General features: G+C 66.0%; 22 protein-coding genes. 7 read left to right on the forward strand and 15 right to left on the reverse strand.

Features of this window, described 5'->3' with window-relative positions:
* Nucleotides 1–5: 5 nt before the first annotated feature.
* On the reverse strand, nucleotides 6–1,001 hold the full coding sequence (gene fliG, locus KW835_RS23895; RefSeq protein WP_218387034.1) for a flagellar motor switch protein FliG: 996 nt from the start codon (nucleotides 999–1,001) through the stop codon (nucleotides 6–8).
* A 27-nt stretch (nucleotides 1,002–1,028) separates the two neighbouring features.
* The gene (gene fliF / locus KW835_RS23900; protein ID WP_218387036.1) at nucleotides 1,029–2,726 is read right to left on the reverse strand and encodes a flagellar basal-body MS-ring/collar protein FliF; all 1,698 of its coding nucleotides are present in this window, start codon (nucleotides 2,724–2,726) and stop codon (nucleotides 1,029–1,031) included.
* A gap of 177 nt (nucleotides 2,727–2,903) precedes the next feature.
* Between fliF and fliE the strand changes: the two genes are divergently transcribed.
* Nucleotides 2,904–3,215 (forward strand): flagellar hook-basal body complex protein FliE, encoded by a 312-nt coding sequence (gene fliE / locus KW835_RS23905; protein ID WP_218387038.1) that lies wholly within the window; start codon nucleotides 2,904–2,906, stop codon nucleotides 3,213–3,215.
* Between the two features lie 413 nt (nucleotides 3,216–3,628).
* Here fliE and KW835_RS23910 read toward each other — a convergent pair whose 3' ends face one another.
* The 4 genes from KW835_RS23910 to KW835_RS23925 form a co-directional block, all read right to left on the reverse strand.
* The gene (locus tag KW835_RS23910; protein ID WP_007860919.1) at nucleotides 3,629–3,928 is read right to left on the reverse strand and encodes a flagellar protein FliT; all 300 of its coding nucleotides are present in this window, start codon (nucleotides 3,926–3,928) and stop codon (nucleotides 3,629–3,631) included.
* A gap of 3 nt (nucleotides 3,929–3,931) precedes the next feature.
* Complete coding sequence (gene fliS / locus KW835_RS23915; protein WP_218387039.1) at nucleotides 3,932–4,387, reverse strand: flagellar export chaperone FliS; 456 nt, start codon at nucleotides 4,385–4,387, stop codon at nucleotides 3,932–3,934.
* A 69-nt stretch (nucleotides 4,388–4,456) separates the two neighbouring features.
* Nucleotides 4,457–5,890: a flagellar filament capping protein FliD gene (gene fliD, locus KW835_RS23920; RefSeq protein WP_218387041.1), complete on the reverse strand. Its 1,434-nt coding sequence runs from the start codon at nucleotides 5,888–5,890 to the stop codon at nucleotides 4,457–4,459.
* Nucleotides 5,891–6,089: 199 nt separating this feature from the next.
* On the reverse strand, nucleotides 6,090–7,580 hold the full coding sequence (locus tag KW835_RS23925; RefSeq protein ID WP_218387043.1) for a flagellin: 1,491 nt from the start codon (nucleotides 7,578–7,580) through the stop codon (nucleotides 6,090–6,092).
* Nucleotides 7,581–7,900: 320 nt separating this feature from the next.
* Between KW835_RS23925 and KW835_RS23930 the strand changes: the two genes are divergently transcribed.
* Nucleotides 7,901–9,391, forward strand: coding sequence for a flagellin (locus tag KW835_RS23930; RefSeq protein WP_218387045.1), 1,491 nt, complete (start codon nucleotides 7,901–7,903; stop codon nucleotides 9,389–9,391).
* 134 nt (nucleotides 9,392–9,525) lie between these two features.
* Nucleotides 9,526–11,709 carry a glycosyltransferase family 41 protein gene (locus KW835_RS23935; RefSeq protein ID WP_218387046.1) on the forward strand — a complete coding sequence of 728 codons (2,184 nt, stop codon included), beginning with the start codon at nucleotides 9,526–9,528 and terminating at the stop codon, nucleotides 11,707–11,709.
* 103 nt (nucleotides 11,710–11,812) lie between these two features.
* Here KW835_RS23935 and KW835_RS23940 read toward each other — a convergent pair whose 3' ends face one another.
* The 9 genes from KW835_RS23940 to rfbF are packed head-to-tail and all read right to left on the reverse strand — an operon-like array spanning nucleotide 11,813 to nucleotide 19,260.
* The gene (locus KW835_RS23940; protein WP_218387048.1) at nucleotides 11,813–12,604 is read right to left on the reverse strand and encodes a TylF/MycF family methyltransferase; all 792 of its coding nucleotides are present in this window, start codon (nucleotides 12,602–12,604) and stop codon (nucleotides 11,813–11,815) included.
* Nucleotides 12,601–13,419 (reverse strand): phytanoyl-CoA dioxygenase family protein, encoded by an 819-nt coding sequence (locus KW835_RS23945; RefSeq protein WP_218387050.1) that lies wholly within the window; start codon nucleotides 13,417–13,419, stop codon nucleotides 12,601–12,603. The genes KW835_RS23940 and KW835_RS23945 overlap by 4 nt, the downstream gene beginning before the upstream one ends.
* 37 nt (nucleotides 13,420–13,456) lie before the next feature.
* A complete protein-coding gene (locus KW835_RS23950; RefSeq protein WP_218387052.1) occupies nucleotides 13,457–14,239 on the reverse strand; it encodes a cephalosporin hydroxylase family protein in 783 nt (260 codons plus the stop codon).
* Nucleotides 14,236–15,078, reverse strand: coding sequence for an NAD(P)-dependent oxidoreductase (locus KW835_RS23955; RefSeq protein WP_218387054.1), 843 nt, complete (start codon nucleotides 15,076–15,078; stop codon nucleotides 14,236–14,238). The genes KW835_RS23950 and KW835_RS23955 overlap by 4 nt, the downstream gene beginning before the upstream one ends.
* 17 nt (nucleotides 15,079–15,095) lie before the next feature.
* On the reverse strand, nucleotides 15,096–15,584 hold the full coding sequence (locus tag KW835_RS23960) for an acyltransferase (RefSeq protein WP_218387055.1): 489 nt from the start codon (nucleotides 15,582–15,584) through the stop codon (nucleotides 15,096–15,098).
* Nucleotides 15,585–16,826, reverse strand: coding sequence for a class I SAM-dependent methyltransferase (locus tag KW835_RS23965; RefSeq protein WP_218387057.1), 1,242 nt, complete (start codon nucleotides 16,824–16,826; stop codon nucleotides 15,585–15,587).
* Complete coding sequence (locus KW835_RS23970) at nucleotides 16,823–17,395, reverse strand: dTDP-4-dehydrorhamnose 3,5-epimerase family protein (RefSeq protein ID WP_218387059.1); 573 nt, start codon at nucleotides 17,393–17,395, stop codon at nucleotides 16,823–16,825. The genes KW835_RS23965 and KW835_RS23970 overlap by 4 nt, the downstream gene beginning before the upstream one ends.
* Nucleotides 17,392–18,450, reverse strand: coding sequence for a CDP-glucose 4,6-dehydratase (gene rfbG / locus KW835_RS23975; RefSeq protein ID WP_218387061.1), 1,059 nt, complete (start codon nucleotides 18,448–18,450; stop codon nucleotides 17,392–17,394). Before rfbG ends, KW835_RS23970 begins: the two co-directional genes overlap by 4 nt.
* A gap of 39 nt (nucleotides 18,451–18,489) precedes the next feature.
* Nucleotides 18,490–19,260 carry a glucose-1-phosphate cytidylyltransferase gene (rfbF, locus tag KW835_RS23980; protein ID WP_218387063.1) on the reverse strand — a complete coding sequence of 257 codons (771 nt, stop codon included), beginning with the start codon at nucleotides 19,258–19,260 and terminating at the stop codon, nucleotides 18,490–18,492.
* Between the two features lie 457 nt (nucleotides 19,261–19,717).
* Here rfbF and motA point away from each other — a divergent pair, with 457 nt between their 5' ends.
* From motA to KW835_RS24000, 4 genes are all read left to right on the forward strand, one after another.
* A complete protein-coding gene (motA, locus tag KW835_RS23985; protein WP_056172898.1) occupies nucleotides 19,718–20,578 on the forward strand; it encodes a flagellar motor stator protein MotA in 861 nt (286 codons plus the stop codon).
* Between the two features lie 41 nt (nucleotides 20,579–20,619).
* A complete protein-coding gene (gene motB / locus KW835_RS23990; RefSeq protein WP_218387065.1) occupies nucleotides 20,620–21,552 on the forward strand; it encodes a flagellar motor protein MotB in 933 nt (310 codons plus the stop codon).
* A 72-nt stretch (nucleotides 21,553–21,624) separates the two neighbouring features.
* Nucleotides 21,625–22,011 (forward strand): chemotaxis response regulator CheY, encoded by a 387-nt coding sequence (cheY, locus tag KW835_RS23995; protein ID WP_015015821.1) that lies wholly within the window; start codon nucleotides 21,625–21,627, stop codon nucleotides 22,009–22,011.
* A 4-nt stretch (nucleotides 22,012–22,015) separates the two neighbouring features.
* Nucleotides 22,016–22,639: a protein phosphatase CheZ gene (locus KW835_RS24000; protein ID WP_218387067.1), complete on the forward strand. Its 624-nt coding sequence runs from the start codon at nucleotides 22,016–22,018 to the stop codon at nucleotides 22,637–22,639.
* The last annotated feature ends 9 nt before the right edge of the window (nucleotides 22,640–22,648 follow it).

A 22,648-nucleotide genomic window follows, 5' to 3' on the forward strand; every position in this document is an offset into this window, starting at 1 on the left:
TGGCGCTAGACGAACGCATCGTCGCCGCCGCCGCCGATCACGATCTGGCCCTCGTCGGACAGGCGCCGCACGGTCTTCAAGATTTCCTTTTGCTGCGCCTCGACCTCGGACAGCCGCATGGGGCCGCGCGACTCCAGGTCTTCGCGCATGGCCTCGGAGGCGCGCGAGGACATGTTGGACAGGAATTTCTCGCGCAGCTCGGGCACCGCGCCCTTGAGCGCCACGATGAGCGTCTCGGACGCCACTTCCTTGAGCACCGTCTGGATCGCCTTGTCGTCGAGCTTGAGCACGTCCTCGAATACGAACATCTTGTCCATGATCTTCTGGGCGAGGTCGGGGTCGTAGCCTCGGATGGATTCGAGCACCACGGCATCCATGTTGCCGCCCAGCAGGTTGATGATCTCGGCCGCCGCCTTGACGCCACCCAGCGAGCTCTTGCGGATCTTGTCGCCGCCGGCCAGCACCTTGAACAGCACCTCGTTCAGGTCCTTGAGCGCCGTCGGCTGGATGCCTTCCAGCGTGGCCACGCGCAACAGGATCTCGCTGCGCTGGCGGTCCGTGAGATGCATGAGGATGCCCGAGGCCTGGTCACTGTCCAGATGCACCAGGATGGCGGCCACGATCTGCGGATGCTCGTTGCGCAGCAGCTCAGCCACCGACAGCGGATCCATCCACTTGAGGCTTTCGATGCCCGAGACGTCGCCGCCCTGCAGGATGCGGTCGATCAGCAGCCCCGCCTTGTCGTCGCCCAGCGCGCGCTTGAGCACAGCCCGCACATAGTTGCCGGTGTCAGATACAAGCAGACTCTGCGCGGACGCCGCATTCGAGAACTTGTTGATGACCTCGTCCACCTTCTCGCGCGACACCGAGCGCATGCGGGCGATGGTTTCGCCCAGCTTCTGCACCTCCTTGGGCGAGAAGTGCTTGAAAACCTCGGCAGCCTCTTCTTCGCCGAGGGACATCAGCATGATGGCGGCGTCGTTGAGTCCTTGCTCGTCCATGGTGGTCGTCCGGAGTGTGTTGGTTTTTCAGACAGGATCGCCGTTGAGCCAACCCTTCAGGATGTTGGCGACGGCCACGGGATTTTCCTTGGCCAGCACGCGCGCATCCTCCAGGCGCAACTGCTCCGGCGTGGCAGGCAGCACTTCGTCCTTCTTGTTCGGTGCAGGCAGCGCGGGGCGCTCGGGCGTTTCCGATTCCACCGCATCGAGCTGCGCGCCGGCGGCGGTGATGGCCTGGGGCTTGGCAGCTGCGTTTCCACCCTTGAGCGCGGGGCGCACCAGGCCCAGCAGCACCAAGGCTGCGAACAGCACCGCACCGACAGGCCAGGCAAAGGTCTTGGCCAGGTCGATCACCTCGGGCTGCTTCCACAGAGGGATGTCGCTCAGGGGTGTGGCGTCGACCTGGAACGGCGTGTTCATGAGGTTGACGGAATCGCCACGGTCCTTGTTGAAGCCGATGGTCTCGCGCACCAGGGCGGTCATCTGCTCCAGCTGTTCAGGGGTCAGCGCCTTGGTGATCGGCTTGCCCTTGTCTTCGCCCGTCTGGTAGTTCACGACCACCGCGGCACTCAGGCGCTTGACGCTGCCGGTGCTGCCACGGGTCACGCGCACGGTCTTGTCCACTTCGTAGTTCGTGGTCGACTCGCGCTTGCTGGTCTGCTCCTCGGTGCCTTGCTGGGTGTTGCCCGCCGTGGGCGCAGGGTTGGCGCCATTGATGGGGGCCGTCGTCGGGGCCGGAGGCTGGTTGGACACGGCACCGGGCACGCCCGTGGCCGTCTTGTTCGCGCTGCCCTTGCTCTCCAGCACCTGCTGGCTGCGAATGGCCGAGGAATCGGGCGTCTGATTGGGGCGGAACTGCTCGGAAGTCGATTCCGTCTGCGTGAAGTCCACTTCGGCCGTGACCTGCGCCTTGACGTTGTTGCGCCCCACCACAGGCTCCAGAATGTCCAGGATGCGCCGGGTGTACTGCTGCTCCAGCTGCTGCACGTGCAGCAGTTGCTGGGCGTTCACCTCGCTGCCGATCCCATTGCCGGCATCGGGCGACTGCGACAGCAGCTTGCCGGTATCGTCGAGCACGCTCACGGCGGACGGAGAGAGTTCCGGCACGCTCGAAGCCACCAGATGCACGATGCCCGCCAGTTGGGCGCGGTCCAGGATGCGGCCGGGGTGCAGGCTGACCAGCACGGAGGCAGAGGGCTTTTGCTGTTCGCGGAAAAAACCGTTCTGGTTGGGCAGGGCCAGGTGCACGCGTGCGCCCTGCACGGAAGACAGCGCCTGGATGGAGCGGGTCAGCTCCCCCTCCAGCCCGCGCTGGAAGTTCAGGCGCTCCTGGAACTGGGTCATGCCGAACTTGCTCGATTCCATGAGCTCGAACCCGGTCACCGAGCCCTTGGGCAGGCCCTGGGTGGCCAGGCGCAGACGCACGTCGTGCACGCGGTCGGATGGGATAAGAATCGCGCCGCCGCCGTCCGCATACTTGTAGGGCACGTTCATCTGCGACAGCTGGGCGACGATGGCACCGCCGTCCTTGTCGCTCAGGTTGGCGAACAGTACGCGGTAGTCAGGCTGGCGGCCCAGCACGATGGCCGCAATGGCCGCCGCCACCAGCAGCGCCACGCCCACACCCAGACGCATGCGCTTGGCCCGGTCGAGCGTCGACAGGCGCTGCAGCCAGTTCGGGCTGGCGGGGGGATTGTTGACGGGAATTTCAGCAACTGCAGACATCTTGCGTTCCAGTAAGGAAGGCCCGACGAGGGACCAAAGCGTGGAGTCGATTATTCGGTCACGCCTTCAAAATGTTCGCTGGATAAGCCGCGCGTTTGGCCATCAATTCCAAGCGATGGGCCCCGGCCCGATGGCTAGGATACGCAGCATACCCCCATTCCCCACGGAACCTCTGCCATGGACCTTCGCATTTCCAGCTCTACCGCCCCCCTGTCGGGCGCAGGCGTGGCGCGCCGTGCTGCAGCGCCGCAAAACGACGGCAACGACGTGGGCTTCTCGGGAGCGCTCAAGGGCGCACTGCAATCGGTGAGCGCGGCGCAGAACAAGTCATCCAACCTGCAGACCGAGGTCCAGATGGAGAACCCCTCCGTCAGCCTGGAAGAGACCATGGTGGCCATCCAGAAGGCCCAGATCGGTTTCCAGGCCACGCTGCACGTGCGCAATCGCATGGTGCAGGCGTATACCGACATCATGAACATGCAGGTGTAACCAGGGACACCCCCTGAGGCGCTGCGCGCCTTCCCCCCGCTCTCGCAACGCTGCACGTTGCGGGCAGAGGGACGATGCCCTCGCTGCGGGGCGGCCCTTGCTTGGCATCCCTGGCCTGGGGCGCGCCGGTATCAAGCGGCGGTGGGCGGAAATTACTCCTGATTTCGTAGCTGCTTACGCATTGTAGGCAAGCGCTAGAGGCATTTTTCGCCTCAAAAGAATACCCCAAACTCCTGCCACAAGGTGCCGGGCGACGCGTCGCTGGCCCTGGCTCCTTGATGACAGGCACCAGCGAGCGGTTGCTCTCGATTCAATAGCTGATCGCGCTTGCCAGGCCATCGGTAGAGCCCCATTTCACCCACGAAAAAGCCGACCTCGATGGGTCGGCTTTGTCTTGATGCGCCAGCGCGGCCTCAGTGCATCATCTGCGGCTGCCCTTCGAACAGGTGCTCGAACTGTGCCAGCCAGGGTTCAGCCAGGCAGCGGATCTGGGCGTCATTGCGCAGGATGCGCTGCATGATGCGGGTCTTTTCACGGCGGTGCTCGGGCAGGAGCTCGTGCTCTTGCGACTTGAAGCGCAGCTGCTCGATCAGCACGGCGCAGGCGCCCTCGTAGCGCACCACGCCATCCCAATCCTTGAGCTTGGCGGCTTCCAGCATCTTGGCGCTGCTGTCTTCTATTGCCTTGTAGTAATCAATCAGCATGTGGGACATGACTCAGGCCTCCACCAGCACGGGCTGGCCAGCGGCGGGGGAATTGGCGGGCGACGCCGAGGCGCCGTTCTTCTTGATTTCGTTCCAGCCCTGGGCCACGGGCTCGATCAGGCGCATCACTTCCTGCATGATGGCGTCGTCGTTGCGGGCGTTGGCCAGGATCAGGCGGCGCATGCAGTAGTCATACAGGGCGCCGAGGTTTTCGGCCAGCTCGCCGCCGTCGACCTTGTCGAGCGAGGTGCTCAGCCCCTCTTCCAGGATGCGCACCGCCTTGGAGATGGCATTGACCTTGCCCAGCACGTCACCACGGGCCAGGGCGCCACGCGCAGTGGCGATGGCGTTGAGGACGCCCTCATACAGCAGACTGACCAGCTGGTGCTGGTCCATCGTGTGCATGCTGGTCTCTACATTGATGCGTTGGTACGCGTTGGCTGCACGGGGGCTGTAGGCGCTGAACATGCTGACAATCCTTCCGAGGTATTACTAGAGTTATCGGCCTGCGCCAGAAAAACTGAAGCCCCTTGTCTATCAACCCGTCGACTTGTTCCAGGCGGCGACCTGCTGCGAAATGTAGGCATTGAGGCCGTTGAGGCTGCTCAACTGCGTATCCAGCGCGTTATAGCGCCGGGTGATCCGTTTTTCAAATGCGTCGACCTTCTCGTTCACGCGAACCTGGTCCTGGGAATTGCGCTTCAGGTTCAATTGCAGCGTATCGTCCTTGGATTTGAAGAAACCGTCGTTGGACAGCAGATTGGTCGTCAATGCCTTCAACTGCACGGCAATGCCGTCGGCAGAACCCCCTCCGGTATTGCGGAACAGGTTTTTCACATCCTCGGGGTTGTCGGTCAGCGCCTTGGTCAGCTTGGTGGAATCCACCGCCAGGTTGCCGCCCAGCTGCTGGGTGATGCCGACATCGGCCAGGCGCTGGTAGGCGCCGCCGCCCGATGTCACCGACTGGATGGCATTGCGCAGCGAGTTCTGCAGCGCCACGGCGGTGGAGTCGCCCTGCAGCAAACCCGCCGACTTGGTCTTGGCGTCGTACTTGGTGGCGTCCTGCAGCAGCTCGTTGATGGCGTTGTAGGCCTTCACGAACCCATCGATGTTGGCCCGAATCGCGGATTCGTCCTTGCCCACTGTGATCTCGATCGGCGCGGTGGTGATCTGCTCCGCCTTGAACGTCACACCCGACACCGTCGTGGCGAAGGTGTTGGTGGCGGAAGACACGGCGATGCCGTTGACCGTGGCCTTGGCGTTGGCGGCCGCCTGCGTCACCGTGGAGCCGGCCACCAGGCGCGACAGGCCACTGGCATCGGTGTTGCCTGCGCTCTGTGGGTCGGTGTCGCCGCCTTCCATCACACTCAGGCGGAAACCGAACTCTTCGCCCGTGCTCTTGCTGCGCAGCAGCAGGCGTTCGCCCGAAGCATCGGACAGGATGGACGCCGTCACACCGGCATTGGCGCCATTGATCTTGCTGGCCACGTCCGAGAGCTTGTCGCTGGCGCTGACGGTGATGTCCACGGGCTGGCCGGAGCCGGGCGTGAAGGACGCGGGGGACACACTCCACTTGCCCAGTTCAAGGCGCAGCGTGCCCGCGCCCAGCGCGCCACCCACCGGCAGCAGCGCCGCGGAGGCAGTGGCTTGCGCCTTGGCCAGGCCCTGCACCTCCACACTGAAGGTGGTCGGCAGCGTGCCGCCCACGGCGGTAGCCGACACGAACTTGGAGTCCGAGGAAGTGGTGGAGACACCGTTCCAGCCGGTCACGCTGGTGAGTTTGCTCGCGGCATCCTGCAGCGTGGATACCAGTGATTTGATCTGGCCGAAGGCCGAAATCTTGGTCTTGACGGTGGCGGCCTGGACCTCGAGCTTGGTCAACGGCTCTTTTTCCAGTTCGACCAACTTGGCAATGATGTTCTTGACATCAAGCCCGTTCGTGCCGACACCTACGGATGAAATCGTGGCCATACCAACCTCCTGAACTGGTTCAACGGAAATTATGGCGCCGAATGGCCGCCAGCATCTCCCGTATTCGCACCAGGAAACCCGTCTTATCCAGCGGTCCTGGCACCCGCCGTCTCAAAAAGCCAAATGGCGGCGACAGAAATCTGCCGCCGCCCGGTCCCGTCAGGGCGCTGCAACGCCCTGACCGCCATGCCCTGCGTGATTAACGCAGCAGGGCCAACACACCTTGTGGCAGCTGGTTGGCCTGGGCCACCATCGCCGTACCGGCCTGTTGCAGGATCTGCGAGCGCGACAGGTTGGCCGTTTCTGCGGCGAAGTCGGCATCCAGGATGCGGCTGCGCGAAGAAGACAGGTTTTCCGAGGTCACTTGCAGGTTGCTGATCGAGGTTTCGAAGCGCGATTGCAGAGCACCGAGCTTGGCGCGTTCGCCGTTGATGAAGGCCAGGGCGGAGTCCACGGTCTTCAGGGCGTTGGTGGCGTTGCTGAACGTGGTCACGTCCAGGTTGGCCACCGTTTGCAGTGCCGAGCCGCCATTGTCCAGTTGGTTGCTGGCCGAGGTGAGGGCGAACGACTTTTCGGAGTCCAGGGTGATGTAGCCACCGGTGCTCACGTTTTCTGCGGTGGAGTCGGCCGTCAGGGTGCGGGCGGTGCCGTTGCTGGCGCCTGCTGCGTCGTAGCCCGTCACCGTCACGGCTGCGGCGTTGGCGTTGGTGGTGTCACCCACCACGATGTCGTTGCCGGTCGCGTTGGTCAGGATGATCTGCGTGCCGTCCGAGCTCAGCGATGCATTGATGCCGGTCTTGGCCGTCTGATCGTTGATGGCGGACACGGCGGCCGACAGGCGGTCGGTGCCGGTGGCGGACGTCAGGGTGAAGGACACGGTTCGGGCGGCACCGACATTGTCACCTTCGAGCGTCAGGGAGTAGGAGCCGGCCGATGCCATGCCGCCCAGGCGTACTTCGGTGCGGGCCGTGGCGGTCACGCCGGTGCTGGCCTTGATACCGTTGATCTGGTCCGCGGTGGCCTTGGCCGTGGCGCTGGAGGTCACGGTCAGGCTGCCGGTGCCCAGGTAGCCGCTGATGGCCACGGTGCCGCCGGTCACGCCGTTGTTCACGGCGGTGGTGCCGCTGGCAGGTGCCTGGGCGCCGATGCCGGAACCGTTGGAAGCCACGTTCTGGTTGTTGCCGTAGACGCTGGTGCGCAGGTTGGCGGTGGCAGCGACGATGGTCTGGTTGGCGTTGGCACCCACTTGGAACTGTTGCGTGCCAAACGTGCCGTCCAGCAGCTTGGAGCCATTGAATTCCGTGGTTTGCGAGATGCGGTCCAGTTCGGACACCAGTTGGCCCACTTCCTGTTGCAGGGCTTGGCGGTCGCCGGCACTGTTGGAGGCGTTGGCCGACTGCACCGCCAGTTCACGCACACGTTGCAGGATGTCGCCGGAAGCCTTCAGCGCGCCTTCAGCGGTTTGCGCCAGGGAGATACCGTCGTTCGCATTGCGAACAGCCTGGTTCAGGCCGCGGATCTGGCTGGTGAAACGCTCGGAAATCGCCAGGCCCGCCGCGTCGTCCTTGGCGCTGTTGATGCGCAGGCCCGACGAGAGGCGCTGGATGGACGTATTCAGCGAGGTCTGGCTCATGCCCAGGTTGCGCTGTGCGGTGAGCGAGCTGATGTTGGTATTGATGGTGGAAGCCATTGCAAATCTCCAGAAAGAACTGACTGAATATGGCGTTGCCGCCAGCCGGGGCGCCAGCACCACGCTGGCTTCCTGGGTTCGCCAGCGCTTTTTGCATCTGGTGAACGGCGGGCCGCTTACGGTCCGTTGCAAATGTTTTCGGGTCGTCGCCGGAAAACTTGAGGGCCAAACGCACAAGTTGTGCGACTTTTTTGCCGCTTATCTCCCCAACGCCAAAAAGTGGCATCCCCACAATTCGTCCATCGTTCCCTCATTGACAGCCGGACGGGTGCGCTTGAACCGGCAAACAGATCCGTCTTGCGACGTTAAGGAGTTTCGCCATGGCAGCAACCATCAATACCAACATCAGCTCGCTCACCGCGCAGCGCAATCTGGGCACCAGCCAGGCCTCGCTGAACACCGCCATTCAACGCCTCTCGTCGGGCCTGCGCATCAACAGCGCCAAGGACGACGCGGCGGGCCTGGCGATTTCCGAGCGTTTCACCAGCCAGATCCGCGGCCTGAACCAGGCTGTTCGCAATGCGAACGACGGTATCTCCCTGGCCCAGGTGGCAGAAGGCGCGATGGGATCTGCCGGCAACATCCTGCAGCGGGTGCGTGAGTTGGCCGTGCAGTCGGCCAACGCCTCCAACAGCGCCGGCGACCGCCAGGCCCTGCAACAGGAAGTCGGCCAATTGGTGGCGGAACTTGACCGCATTTCGCAGACCACGGAGTTCAACGGCCAGAAATTGCTGGACGGCACGTTTGGTACGCAGCAGTTCCAGGTGGGCGCCAATGCCAACCAGACCATCGTCGCCGCCACTGCCAACCTGCGCACCAACGTCTATGGCAACAACCAGAATATTGCATCGAACGGCTCGGGCATCGGGGCGCAGGCGGCTGTCAGCGGCACCACCGCCGTGACCAACGGCGTGACGGCCGGCTCGGTGGCCATCAGCGGCTATCTGGGCACCGGCACCATGACCGTGACCTCCGGCGCCACCGCCAAGGCCACCGCAGACCAGGTCAACTCCCTGCAAGCCACCACCGGCGTGACGGCCACGGCCCGCACCGAAGTGCGCCTGGGTGGCCTGGCTTCTGCCGGCTCGTACTCGCTGACCCTGGAAGGCGACAACGTGGGCGCGGCACGCACCATCTCCTTCACGCTGACGTCTGCCACCGGCACCGACCGCCTGTCGCCGGCCGTCTCCGCCATCAACGAGCAATCGGCCAAGACGGGCATCAACGCGTCGCTGAGCTCGGATGGCACGCAGATCATCCTGACGAACGCGACCGGCAACGACATCGTGATCGGCGATACCGTGAATGCCAACGCAGCAGCCGTGACCGTCACGGGCTATGACGCAGCGGGCGGCAGCAATGGCACTGCGCAGACGCTGACCGCCGACGCCACGGCAGAAAACGTGAGCACCGGCGGCTACATCACGCTGGACTCCGAAAAATCGTTCGCTGTGACCTCTGCCAGCAACCAGTTGGACAACGGCGGCTCGGCCCTGCACACCGTGGCCAACCTGGACGTGACGACCTTCGCCAACGCGACCGATGCCTTGAAGACCGTGGACTCGGCCCTGGCCTTCATCAGCGGCGAGCGCGCCAAGCTCGGTGCCATGCAGTCGCGCTTCGAGACCAGCATCGCCAGCCTGCAGATCACGTCGGAAAACCTATCGGCCTCGCGCTCGCGCATCCAGGACGCGGACTTCGCGGCGGAAACCGCCAACCTGTCGCGCGCCCAGATCCTGCAGCAGGCCGGCACCGCCATGGTGGCCCAGGCCAACCAGATTCCCCAGGGCGTGCTCTCGCTGCTCAAGTAACCACAATCGGCAGCCTGCTGTCAGCCCCGCTGGTGGTGGAACGATGACGACAAAGGGGCCCCGACGGGCCCCTTTGCCTTTGTGCGTGGCACACTGCCTCATTGACGCCCCTTTGCCCGGAGATCGGCCGCAACGTGCAACCCAAACACAACGAACAGGACGATGCCCGCCTGCGTGCGGCACTCGCCGCCGCCGACTGGCCGCTGCTCACCCGCCTGTGCCGCCAGACGCTGCGCAAGAACGGCCGCCACCTCACCGCGCACCGCCTGCTGGGCTTTTCGCTGAGCAAGCAGCGTGACTTCGACGCCGCGCTCAAGGCCTACAAGCAGGCGCATGTCTACTGGCCCGACGATGCCGAGTTGCTCGTCAACTACGCCAACATGCTGATCGAGCAGGCATACAACAATGACGCGCTCCCACTGCTGGACAAGGTCTGCCGGCTGCGCCCGCACCAGGCCATCGCGTGGATCAAGCTGGCGGAGTGCTGCTATCTGATGAGCCTGCACGACAAGGGCTATGCGGCCGCGCAGAAGGCCGCAGAACTGGCCGAGTCGCTGGAGGACCGGGTGGCCGCGCTGATGCAAAGCTCCATCCACCGGCGCGAGCTCGGCCAGGTGCGTGAGGCCGTGAAAGACTGCGAAAAGGCCATCGCGCTGCGCCCCGCCGACCCCGGCAACTACACGAACAGGCTGCTGTTCATGCTGGCCGACCCCGAGGCCACCGCCGGGCAGTTGGCGGCCGCGGCGCGGGAATTCGGCGCGGTGTTCGAGCCGCCCCTGGTGCCCGACTGGCCCACCTTCGAGGCGCACCGCGGCGCGCCCTGGCGGCGCCTGAAGATCGGCTTCCTGTCGCCCGACTTCCGAGTGCACTCGGTGATGTACTTCGTGGAAGGGCTGCTCGCGCAGCTGGACCGGCGCCAGTTCGAGATCTTCGCGTTCTACCTTTTCCCGCGCGACGACCACGTGACCGAGCGGGTGGAGCGCCACGCCGACCATTTCATCCGCCTGTCGGGCTTCACCGCCCGGCAGCAGGCCGAGGCGATCCGCGCGCAGGGCATCGACATCCTGGTCGACCTGGCAGGTCACACCGGCCAGAACGGCCTGCTGGCCATGGCGCACAAGGCCGCGCCGGTGCAGGTGTCCTGGCTGGGCTTTCCGGCGACCACGGGCCTCACGGCCGTGGACTACAAGTTCAGCGACGAGGTCACCGACCCGCCCGACGTCGACGACCAGTACACCGAGCAGCTGTACCGGCTGCCAGTGTTCTTCACCTGCTACCGGCCCATGAGCCGCAACCCCCTGTGGCGCTACCAGCCGCGCTACCTGGTGCACCCCACACCCGCGCTGGCCAACGGCTTCATCACCTTCGGCTCCTGCAACAACCTGGGCAAGCTGACCGACGAAGTGCTGGCGCTGTGGGGCAGAGTGCTCGCGGCGGTGCCCAACTCCCGCCTGCTCATCGAAGGCAAGAACCTGGACCGTCCCGACTTCGCACAGGCCTACCGGGAGCGTTGCGAGGGCCTGGGCGTCCCCGCGGGCCAGCTCGACTTGGTGGCGCTGCGCAACGACAACCAGTACCTCACCTACCACCGCATCGACATCGCACTCGACCCCTTCCCGCTCACGGGCGGCACCACCACCTTCGACGTCCTGTGGATGGGCCTGCCCGTGGTCTCGATGGTGGGCGACAGCTTCAAGAGCCGCATGGGGGTGGGCATGCTCACCTACCTGGGCCGCACCGAGTGGCTGGCCGAAACACCCGAGGACTACGTGCGCATCGCGCAGGACCTGGCCCGCGACGTGCAGGCGCTCAACGCCCAGCGACTCAACGGCCGCGCGCAACTGGAGCAGTCACCGCTGATGCGGGAGGATCTCTACAACCATTTCTTTGGCGAAGGCCTGCGCGCCATGTGGCTGCAGTGGCTCGCCCGGGCCGAGGCCCCCGGCGACCCCCAGGCGCAGCTGCGGGCCATGGAATCGTGGCTGCCGGGCATGCCAGAGGCCTGGACGCAGCCGCCCACGCCCGGCGTGGGCCTGGCGCCCGGGCACCGGGTGAGCCTTCAGGACGCGCACCAGCGGCTGCAGACGCTGGTGGACAAGGCCAAGGCAGCCGACGCCGCGCCCCAGGCTGCGGGCGGCCAGATCCAGAGCCGACCTTGGATCGAGGTCACCGAGCTGGCCGAGACCGTCCTGGGCGCCGTGCCGCACGACGCCGTGGCGCTGGCCTGCCTGGCCGAAGTGGAGTTCGCCCACGGACACCGGGACTTCGCCGTCACGTACCTGCGCTACGCCTCCGAGTCACTCGCCCGGCAGGGCTGACCCGCCTCCTCCCGCCCCCGCTCGAGCATTCTGCAGGCCCCCTGCAGAACCTGCGGGGGAGCCGGCGCACGGGGCTGCTGCGGGGCGTTTGGCACCCCGAAGCTCACTCCAGCACCGCGTAGCTCACATGCGGCTCGTACGGAAACCGCTGGATGCGCAGGCGCGGCAGCCCCAGCGTTTCCATCACTGCGCGGGTTTCACCGGGCCAGGTGCGGTTGTTCAGCTCGTCGAACACGATCACGGCCCCCTTGGGCATGCGGGGCACGAAATGCTCGATGCACACCTTGGTCGGCTCGTACAGATCCAGATCCAGGTGCAGAAGGGACACCACCGTCTGCGGTTCGCGCGCAAGGTAGGCGGGCACCGTCTGCGCCACATCCCCGGCCACCAGTTCCACTTTCTGGATGTGGCCGATGAAACGGTTGGCGTCGAACAGCGCCACAGTCTCGCGCAGGTCCTCCAGGCTGTCGGCCTTGTAGCCACCCGCGCGGCGCTCGGCGGTCTGGATCACCGCGTGCTCATCCTCGGGCGAGACCGATTCGAACCCGCTGAAGGTGTCAAAGCCAACGATGCGGCGCTGCAGGTTCACCGGCTCCCAGATCGCGCTCAACTGCGCGAACGTCATGAGCCCACCGCCCCAGTTGACGCCGCACTCCATCACGTCGCCCTGCACGTTCAGCACCAGCTTGAAAATCTCGCTCAGGCACAGGAAGCGGGCCATGGACTGGCGCGGCACATAGCAGGCGAAGTTCTCAAGCTTTTCGACCTGGCTGCCGCGCGCGTGGGTGAAAAGTGCGTCCAGCGCGCCGCGGTACCCCACCTCGCCCGAGGTGCTGCGGCCAGCCTGGCGATAGCGCGACGGGTCCTGCGGATCATTCGTGGTTGTCGAGGTCATGCGGCGATGGCTCCGGGTTGCGTCTGCTGTTCCTGCGCGCGGCGCGCCGCGCTGTCATGGCCCGGGTAGTCCACATAGAAGATGTTGGTCTTGTCCCCGGTGGGAAAGCGCTGGCGGCGGTGGTCTGGTTCGGCCAGGTCGGTGATGCGCAGCTGAGCCGTCCAGCGGATCTGGTCGCTCAGGTTCGGGGTGCTGCGGTGCAGCAGCATCTGCTTGAAGACCACGAGATCGCCGCGCTTGGCTTCGATGGTCACGTGCTCGTCGGTCACCTCCTCGGCCAGGCTCAGGTCACGCTGCAGCATCGGCACATAGGGCGCGATCACCTTGTCGCTGATGCGCTTGAACGGCGCCAGCCCGCGCCGGTGGCTACCCGCCACGACCTGGATGGTCCCGTGGTGCAAATCCACGTCCTGCAGCGGCACCCACACCGTGACTGCGTTCACCGAACCCAGCAGGTACACCGAGTCCTGGTGCCAGGCAAAGAGGTGCCGGGCGTCATGCGGCTTGTCCAGCCGCATGTTGCAGCACCCCATCAGCGAAGGGTGTTGAAGCCCGAATTCGCGGCACATGCTGCGGATGGCCTGGCTGCCCGACATGCACGACAGCGCAGGCAGGTACTTCATGCGGTCATACAGCATCGACTGCTGCTCGGCCGTCATCTCGTAACGCGAGCGGTCGACAGAGCTGAAGTTCTCCCCGACCACCAGCCGGCCCAGTTCGTCGAGCTGTGCCTGCAAGGCGTCCAGCTCGCCGTCGGGCCAGAAGTCCCGCAGCACCACGTAGCCGTTGTCTTCAAAGAATTGCAGGTTGTCCATGATCCGTCTCCTTGATCTGAGCGCTGGGCCGCATCCATCAATCCGTGCGCCGGCGCAGGAAGCCCTGCGGCGCCACCGTCACCTGCAGACGCTGCTCCATGTCGGCATCGACCTCGAACTCGGCGTGCCCGGCAAGCCACTGGCGCACGGCCGTCTTCGGGTTGTTGCCCACGTCCCAGGGCCGGTCGGCAAAGAACCTGGGCGGCATGTCCTCCACGAAGGTGTCGAACACCACGCAATAGCTGCCGGGCGTGACCAGAGGGGCGTAGGCATCGAGCTCGCCCAGCACGTGGTCGTGCGTGTGCATGGAGTCCAGGCACACCAGCACGCGCTGGTATCCCTTGGCGAAGTCGCGTACCTGCTGCACCACGTCGGGCGCAACGGCCGACCCCTGGACCATGGCGATGCGGCTGGCCATGGGGTGGGATTCGATGGCAGCGCGGTTGTGCGCACGGATGTCGATGTCCACCCCCAGCACCTTGCGGCGCGAGACGCGCGGGTCCAGCGTGGTGCCCGCCTCGATGGCGTCGCTCATATCCAGCAGCGCCAGCAGCGAGGCGCTGAGCACCAGCGAGCCGCCGTGGGCGATGCCGGTCTCGATGATGAGGTCGGGCCGCACGCGCCACACCAGCTCCTGCATGGCCACCATGTCCTGCGGGTACTGGATGATGGGCCGGCCCATCCAGTCGAAGTTGTAGACGTACTGCCGCTGCATGGAGGCCTGCAGCCAGTCGCGCGACAAAGTCTGGAATGCGGCGTCCTGGGCATAGCCGGCCAGGCGGTCGCGGCGCTCCTGGGCAAATTGGTCGACAGGGTTCATGGCTCGGTTACTCCAACAGGGTCAGCGGGGTCGGCGGGGTCGTTCGATGGCAGAAATTGCAACAAGTCATCGGCCAGCACGGCACGGGGCACCACGCCCCACTCAGCCTGCAGGCGCTTGACGTCGATGGGCGAAAAACGCTGCAGCGGGGACTCTGCCGCCACTTCCAGGGTGCAACCCGTGCGGGCCTGCAGCCAGGCCAGCCACTGGGCGTGCAGCGTCTGTCGGCCGCTGGCGACGTTGTAGGTGGCGGCGCGGCCCGCCAGTGCGATGCGCGGCAGCCAGTCGAGCAGATCCTCCACATGCACATAGTCCTTGGAGGACTGCGGATCGGAGCGCAGCACGATGTGGCCCGCGCGCGCCTGGCGCACCAGGTCGGCCACCAGGTTGCCCGACGCAGCGTCCATGCCCGGCCCGACGACGTTGGACAGGCGCGCCACGCGCACCCCGGAGCGCCCGCTGGCACGGCACAGAGATTCGCCGGTGAGCTTGGTGAGGTTGTACAGATACGTCGGATCACCCGGCAGCACCGACAGCGCCGCGTCCTCGTGCGTGGTGGCAGCGCCCATGTAGACCCGCGTGGACGAGAGATACAGCAAGGACTCGAAGCGCGCATGCCGCAGCACCTGGGCCAGCAGCCCCACGTGCGCATCCACGGTGTCGAACGGACGCGTGCGAAAGTCCGCCGTGAGGCCCGCGCAGTACAGCACATGGCCCAGGGGCCGCCGCAGCAGTTCCGCATCGCCGCGCGCAGGCGCCCACACGGCGTGGCCCCGGGAGCGCAGGTGCTCCGCGAGCCGGCTGCCGATGTAGCCCGAGGCTCCGAGCACGGTGAACATGGAGGTGGGCAGGCTTGTCACCGCCGCTCCCCCACCACCTGCAGCGGCTGGCCTGCGTACACGGTGTACGCCAGCAGTTCGCCCCGCACGATGGAGCCCGCGCCAACCACGCAGCCGCGCCTGAGCACGGCACCGTCGAGCAGCACGCAGTTGGCGCCGATCCACACGTCGTCCTCGACCACGATGCCGCCCTTGCTGGGCAGAAAGCCCTGCTCGCGGATGAGCCGGCTTCGGTCGGCATAGGCATGGTTCACCGGGGCGAAGGTGCAGTTGGCCGCGATCGCCACATAGTTGCCGATGCGGATACCGTTGCCCGTGTAGAGCACGCAGCCCGCGTTGATGACCACGTGCTCGCCCACCGCCAGATCGCCCTGTCCGCCCGCGGGCTTGACCTTGACGAAGCTGTCGATCACCGAGTGCGCGCCCACGGTGATGCGGGTGCCGCGCACCGAGTCCTCGATGTCCGCCAGGTGCGACACCTTCGCCGTGGGGTGGATCTCGATCACCTAGAAAACCTCCAGCCGCGGCACGGCCACCACCATCTGCGCGCCCCAGCTGCGCGTGTAGTCGAGCTGCTCGGCCACCTCGCCGCGCAGGTTCCACGGCAGTATGAGGATGCGCTGGGGCCGGTGCGCGCGCAAGTGCGCCTCGCCCACCACCGGGATGCGGCTGCCGGGCAGGTACTGGCCCTGTTTGGCGGGATTCTTGTCCACCGCATAGGGCAGCAGGTCGGGCCGCACGCCGGCAAAGTTGAGCAGGGTGTTGCCCTTGGCCGCAGCACCATAGGCGCCCACGGTGACGCCGTCGGCCTGGCATTGCAATAAAAAAGTGAGCAGCTCACGCTTGACACGCAAGGCCTGGGACTGGAAATCGCCATAAAAACCGGCGCCCAGCATGCCCGCATCTGCCTCGGCGGCCAGCAAGGCCTGCACCCGGCGCGCACCGTCGGCCGTGGCCTGGGGGTGGCTGGCCGCATCGGCCCGGCCGGCGAACACGCGCAGGCTGCCGCCGTGGGTGGAAAGCTCCTGCACATCCAGCACCGTGAGGCCGTTGGCCGCGAAGATGCGCTGCACGGCGGTGAGCGACAGGTACGAGTAGTGCTCGTGATAGGCGGTGTCGAACTGGCAGCCCTGCACCATGCGCAGCAGGTGCGGGAACTCGAACGTGGCCACGCCGTGGGCCTTGAGCAGCCGCGCAAAGCCTCCCACGAAGTCGTTGATGTCGGGCACGTGCGCGAGCACGTTGTTGGCGGCGATCAGGTCCGCCTGGCGGCCGCAGCGGGCCAGCTCGTCGGCCAGGGCGACGCCAAAGAAGCGCTCCACCACCTCGATGCCCTTGGCACGGGCGGCGGCCGCCGTGCTGGCCGTGGGCTCCACGCCGTAGCACGGGATGCCGGCGGCTTGCACGTACTGCAGCAGGTAGCCGTCGTTCGAGGCGACCTCGACCACGCAGCTGCCGACGGTGAGCGCCAGGCGTTCGCGCATCGTCTGCACGTAGGCGTCGGCGTGGGCCAGCCAGGACGACGAGAACGAGCTGAAGTATGCGTAGTCGTCGGTGAACAGTGCCTCGCGCCCGGCGTGGTCTTCGGTCTGCACCAGCCAGCAGGTCTCGCAGACCAGCAGGCGCAGCGGAAACCAGGTCTCGGGCGCGCGCAAGGCCGCCTCGGGCAGGTAGGCGTTGGACGGCGGGGCGCTGCCCAGGTCCAGGAACGGCAATTGCAGCGGGCTGCCGCAGTGTCGGCACTTCACAGGCGCACTCCTTCGAATTCTGGGCCTGGCTGGTCAACCAGCCAGGGCTGGCCGGCGTCGCGCGGCGAAAGGCCCGCGGGCGGCAGGGGCCAGGCGATGGCCAGGCGCGGGTCCAGCGGGTTCAGGCCCGCTTCCGAGCCCGGCACGTACGGGGCCGAGTGGCAATACAGCAACTCGGCGCGGTCAGAGAGCGCCTGGAAGCCGTGCGCGAACCCCGGCGGGATGAGCAGCGCGCCGCCGTTGTCGGCCGACAGCCGCTCGGCATGCCACTGCAGGAACGTGGGCGAGCCGTGGCGCAGGTCCACCGCCACGTCCAGGACTTCGCCGCGCAGGCAGGTCACGAGCTTCATCTCGGCATGCGGCGGGCGCTGGTAGTGCATGCCGCGCACGGTGCCGGCCCGGGCCGTGTGGCTGTGGTTGATCTGCGCGATGGGCTGCGTCCAGCCGGCGGCTGCGAGTTCGTCGGCACAGAAAAGGCGCGCAAAGAAGCCGCGCTCGTCCGCCAGCGGCTGCCGCTGCACGCGCAGCAGTCCGGCCAGCGGCAGCGGCGTGCAGGACAGCCGGCTCACGCCTGGGCCTCCCAGGCGTCGATGTCGGCCAGGCACAGCGCGCGCGCATCGGCGCCGCCGTGCTGCTGGCGGTACCAGTTCATGGTGCGGGCGACGGAGGTGGTGAGCGCCCAGCGGGGCGCCACGCCCAGGGCCTGGCGCGCATGGGCGGTCTCCAGCGCCAGCCAGCCGGCCTCGTGCGGCCCATCGCTCTCATTTTCATAGCTTATTGCGCTTGCTGGATATGCTCCAGAGGCCAATTCGACCACATTCCTCACCGTCGCAGCCTCGTGTGGCAGCGGTCCGAAGTTGTAGGGGCCGGCCAACCCGGGCGCATCCCACAGGCGCTGCGCCAGACGCAGGTACGCGGCCAGGGGTTCGAGCACGTGCTGCCAGGGGCGCGTGGCCTGCGGACGGCGGATGTGCAGGGTCTCACCCGCCTGCCAGGCGCGCACGGCGTCGGGCAGCAGCCGGTCCGGCGCCCAATCGCCCCCGCCGATCACGTTGCCCGCACGGGCGGTGGCCACGGCCACGCCCTGCTGCGCGAGGAATGCGTCACGGTAGCTGGCCGCCACGATTTCCGCCGCAGCCTTGCTGGCGCTGTAGGGGTCGTGCCCGCCCAGAGGGTCGTCCTCGCGGTACGGGTAGGCCCACTCGCGGTTGCGATAGACCTTGTCGGTGGTGACGACCAGGGCCACGCGCGCCTCGGGCAGGCCGCGCAGGGCATCCAGCACGTGGGCCGTGCCCATGATGTTGGTGGCCAAGGTGCCCAGCGGGTCGGCGTAGCTCGGGCGCACCAGGGCCTGCGCGGCCAGGTGCAGCACCACGTCGGGCCGCGCCGCGCGGATGCGCGGGGCCAGGGCCTGGGGGTTGCACACATCGCAGAAGTGGCTGTCCAAGCCCTCGTCCACACGGGCCAGCCGAAAGAGGTTGGGGTCGGCCGGGGGCGGCAGGGCCACGCCGGTGACCTGTGCGCCCAGGCGCTGCAGCCACAGCGACAGCCACGCGCCCTTGAATCCGGTGTGGCCGGTGAGCAGCACGCGCTTGCCGCGCCAGAAGTCGGGGTCAGGACGCATGAATCTGCAGCCTTGTCGTTGTCATGGGGACCGCCGCCATCACCAGCGCTTCCAGGGCGCCTGGCCGCCCTGCCAGAGTTCTTCCAGCAGGTTCTTCTCGCGCAGCGTGTCCATGGGCTGCCAAAAGCCGTGGTGCTCATAGGCCATCAGCTCGCCGTCGCGTGCCAGCGTGTCCATGGGCTCGGCCTCCCAGGGGGTGGCGTCGCCGTCGATGCGCTCAAGGACGCGGGGCGACAGCACGAAGAAGCCGCCGTTGATCCAGCCGCCATCGCCACGGGGCTTCTCGACGAAGCCCTGCACCTGGTCGCCATCGCGCATCAGCGCGCCATAGCGGCCCGGCGGCAGCACGGCGGTGACGGTGGCGAGCTTGCCGTGCGCGCGGTGGAAGGCGAACTGCGCCGCCATGTCGATGTCGGACACCCCGTCGCCGTAGGTGAAACAAAAGGGTTCGTCCGGCGCGAGGTATTCGCCGACGCGCTTGAGGCGCCCGCCGGTCATGGTGGCCTCGCCCGTGTCCACCAGCGTCACGCGCCAGGGCTCGGCGTGGCGGTGGTGCACTTCCATGCGGTTGTTGGCCATGTCGAAGGTCACGTCGGACATGTGCAGGAAGTAGTTGGCGAAGTATTCCTTGATGACGTAGCCCTTGTAGCCCAGGCAGATGATGAAGTCGTTCACGCCATGGGCGGCATACATCTTCATGATGTGCCAAAGAATGGGCCGCCCTCCGATCTCGATCATGGGCTTGGGACGCAGGTGCGACTCTTCCGAGATGCGGGTTCCCAGCCCCCCCGCGAGCAGTACGGCTTTCATGCCCGCAGCATAGTGCAGCCCTTACCGCGTCAAAAGGCCCTGTGGGTGCCCAAAACCGGCCCAAATGCAGCGATTGATGCCAAGGCGGCCACGGGCAGCGAGCCGCAAAACCAGTCAAAAGCTATCAGAAATATAGCAATCAGCGCTTGTCACGACTGCAGGAACGGCACATTTCTTTCAATTTTCAGGGGTCAGACGGCGCCAAGGCGCGCTGCCACGACCGCAGCGCCCTCGGTCCATACCGGCCCGGACAGGCTGCGTTCGCCACATGCGGGGCCTGGGTGTCCCGCTGGCGCCATTTGCCCAAGAAGCCCCGTGATCTCAGCGCTCTTGACGCTATTTGGTGCTCTTCAATCCGATACATTTGCAGTAACCTTCGGTAAGCTGCACTGCCAGCAACCGTGCCCAACCCGCCGTTTCCGGCTTCAATCCAGTTGCCGCCCAACACGTCCAAAGCATGTTTGTCATCATCGGTTACGTCGTCTGCCTCGGCTGCATCTTCGGCGTGTACATCGTGCACGGGGGGAACATCAGCGTGATCCTGAAGGCGCTGCCTTTCGAGATCATCACCATCCTGGGCGGCGCCCTGGGGGCCTTCGTGGTGAACAACCAGCCCAAGGTGATCAAGGCCACCATGGCCGCGCTGCCGATGGCGCTCAAGGGCTCCAAGTACACCAAGGAGCGCTACATGGAGCTCATGGCGATGCTCTACGACATCCTGCAGAAGGCGCGCAAGGAAGGCCTGATGGCCATCGAAAAGGATGTCGAGGCGCCCCACGAGTCCGAGATCTTCAAGAAATACCCCACGGTGGGCAGCGACCACCATGTGATCGAGTTCACCACCGACTACCTGCGCATGATGGTGTCGGGCAACCTCAACTCCCACGAGATCGAGGCGCTGATGGACAGCGAGATCGACACCCACCACCAGGAGGCCCACGCCCCCGTGGCCGCGCTGGCCCGGCTGGCCGGCGCCCTGCCCGCCTTCGGCATCGTGGCCGCCGTGCTGGGCGTGGTGAACACCATGGGATCGGTGGGCCAGCCGCCGTCGGTGCTGGGCGGCATGATCGGCTCGGCGCTGGTGGGCACGTTCCTCGGGATTCTGCTGGCCTATGGCGTGGTCGAGCCGCTCGGCGGCCTGGTCGAGCAAAAGACCGAGGACGCCGCCAAGGAGCTGCAGTGCATCAAGTCCACCCTCCTGGCCAGCATGCAGGGCTACAACCCGGCCACGGCCATCGAGTTCGGCCGCAAGGTCCTGTTCTCCAACGTCCGCCCGAGCTTCTCCGAACTGGAGGGGCATGTGAAGGGCAAGAAGTAGCAGCGGGAGCACCAGCGAGCCCCCTCTGACTCCTGAGCGCCATGGCAGAAAAGAAACTCCAGCCCATCATCATCAAGCGCATCAAGAAAGGCGGCCACGCGGTGCATGGTGGCGCCTGGAAGATCGCGTACGCCGACTTCGTGACGGCGATGATGGCGTTCTTCCTGCTGATGTGGCTGCTGGGCTCCACCGCCAAGGGCGAGCTGCAGGGGATCGCTGCATACTTTGCCTCGCCGCTCAAGGTCGCCATGACCGGCGGCGACGGCGCGGGCAACAGCTCCAGCGTGATCCCGGGTGGCGGGAACGACCTGGCCAAGGTGCACGGGCAGGTGCGGCGCTCCGACGTGGAGGAGGCCAAGCAGCGCCGCATGAGCATCGACGCCGCCCGCGCCGAGCGCGCCAAACAGGATCTGGACCGCATCAAGGCCCTGGAAGCCAAGATCGACGCGCTCATCACCGAGAACCCGCGCCTGAACGAGTACAAATCCCAGATCCGCATCGACATCACGCCGGACGGGCTGCAGATCCAGATCATCGACGACCAGAACCGCCCCATGTTCGACAGCGGCAGTGCGTTGGTGAAACCCTACATGCGCGACATCCTGCGCGAGATCGGCGCCGCCCTGAACGGAGTGGAAAACCGCATCAGCCTGGCCGGCCACACCGACGCCGTGCCGTATGGCAACAGCGAGCGCGGTTACAGCAACTGGGAGCTGTCGGCCGACCGGGCCAACGCCTCGCGGCGCGAATTGGTCTCGGCCGGCATGCCAGACGCTAAACTGGGACGCGTGGTGGGCCTGGCGGCCAGCGATCTGCTGGAGCCAAAGAACCCGCGCGCACCCGCCAACCGGCGCATCACCATCACGGTGCTGACCCGCGAAGCCGAAGAACGTCTCATGGGCAAAGGGATCCCCGAAATCACTTCGACAGAACTGCTGAATGAAAAGCGGGAAAATCCCCCCCCAGGCAGATGACGGTTACGACTTGTCACCAAACCTGCCGCCCATGACAATACTTACAGATACTTCCGACCGAAAGGGTCCCACGTGACCACAGCCCTTCGCTTTTTGATTGTTGACGACTTCTCCACCATGCGACGCATCGTACGCAACCTGCTCAAGGAAAGCGGGTTCTCCGATGCCGATGAAGCCGAGGATGGCGTGGCCGCGCTGAACAAGCTGCGCAACAGCAAGTTCGACTTTGTGGTCACCGACATCAACATGCCCAACATGAACGGCTTCCAGTTGCTGGCGGAGATCAAGAAGGACGACAAGCTCAAGCACCTGCCCGTCCTGATGGTGACGGCCGAAGCCCGCAAGGAAGACATCGTGGCCGCAGCCCAGGGCGGCGCCGCCGGCTACATCGTCAAGCCCTTCACCAAGGCCACCCTGGAAGAAAAGGTGACCCTGATCCTCAAGAAGATGGGGCTATGACACCATGGACGCCACACCGGACCACAACAGCCAACAGCCTGCCGAAGTCCACCAGAAGATCGGCCTGCTGACCCGCCAGCTACACGACTCGCTCAACGAGCTGGGCTACGCCGACAAGCTGCGCGGCTCCATGGGCGAGCTGCCCGACGCGCAAAGCCGCCTGTCCTACATCGCCCGCCTGACCGGAGAAGCGGCGGAAAAGGTGCTCAACCGCGTGGAGCAGGCCAAGGCGCAGCACGACTACATCGCCGCGGAAACGCGCCGCGTGGTGACGTCCCTGGTCAAGGACCCCGTGGCCGCCGTCGCCAAGGGCGAAATCATGAACTTCCTGACCGATGTGGAGCGCGTGACCAAGGAAGCCGACACGCACCTCACCGAGATCATGATGGCCCAGGACTTCCACGACCTCACCGGCCAGGTGATCGCGCGCGTGGTGAACCTGGCCGCCAACATCGAAGAGCAGCTCGTGCAGCTGCTGATTCAGACAGCGCCGCCCAATGCCCAGGTCCCGGCCGTCGAGACCAAGCCCGCGCACCTGCAGGGCCCGGTGGTCGACCCCGAGAACACGCCGGATGTCGTCACCGACCAGTCCCAGGTGGATGACCTGCTGGCCAGCCTCGGGTTCTAGACCCCCCTG

This window comes from Acidovorax sp. sic0104 (assembly GCF_019219095.1).
GTDB lineage: Bacteria > Pseudomonadota > Gammaproteobacteria > Burkholderiales > Burkholderiaceae_C > Acidovorax.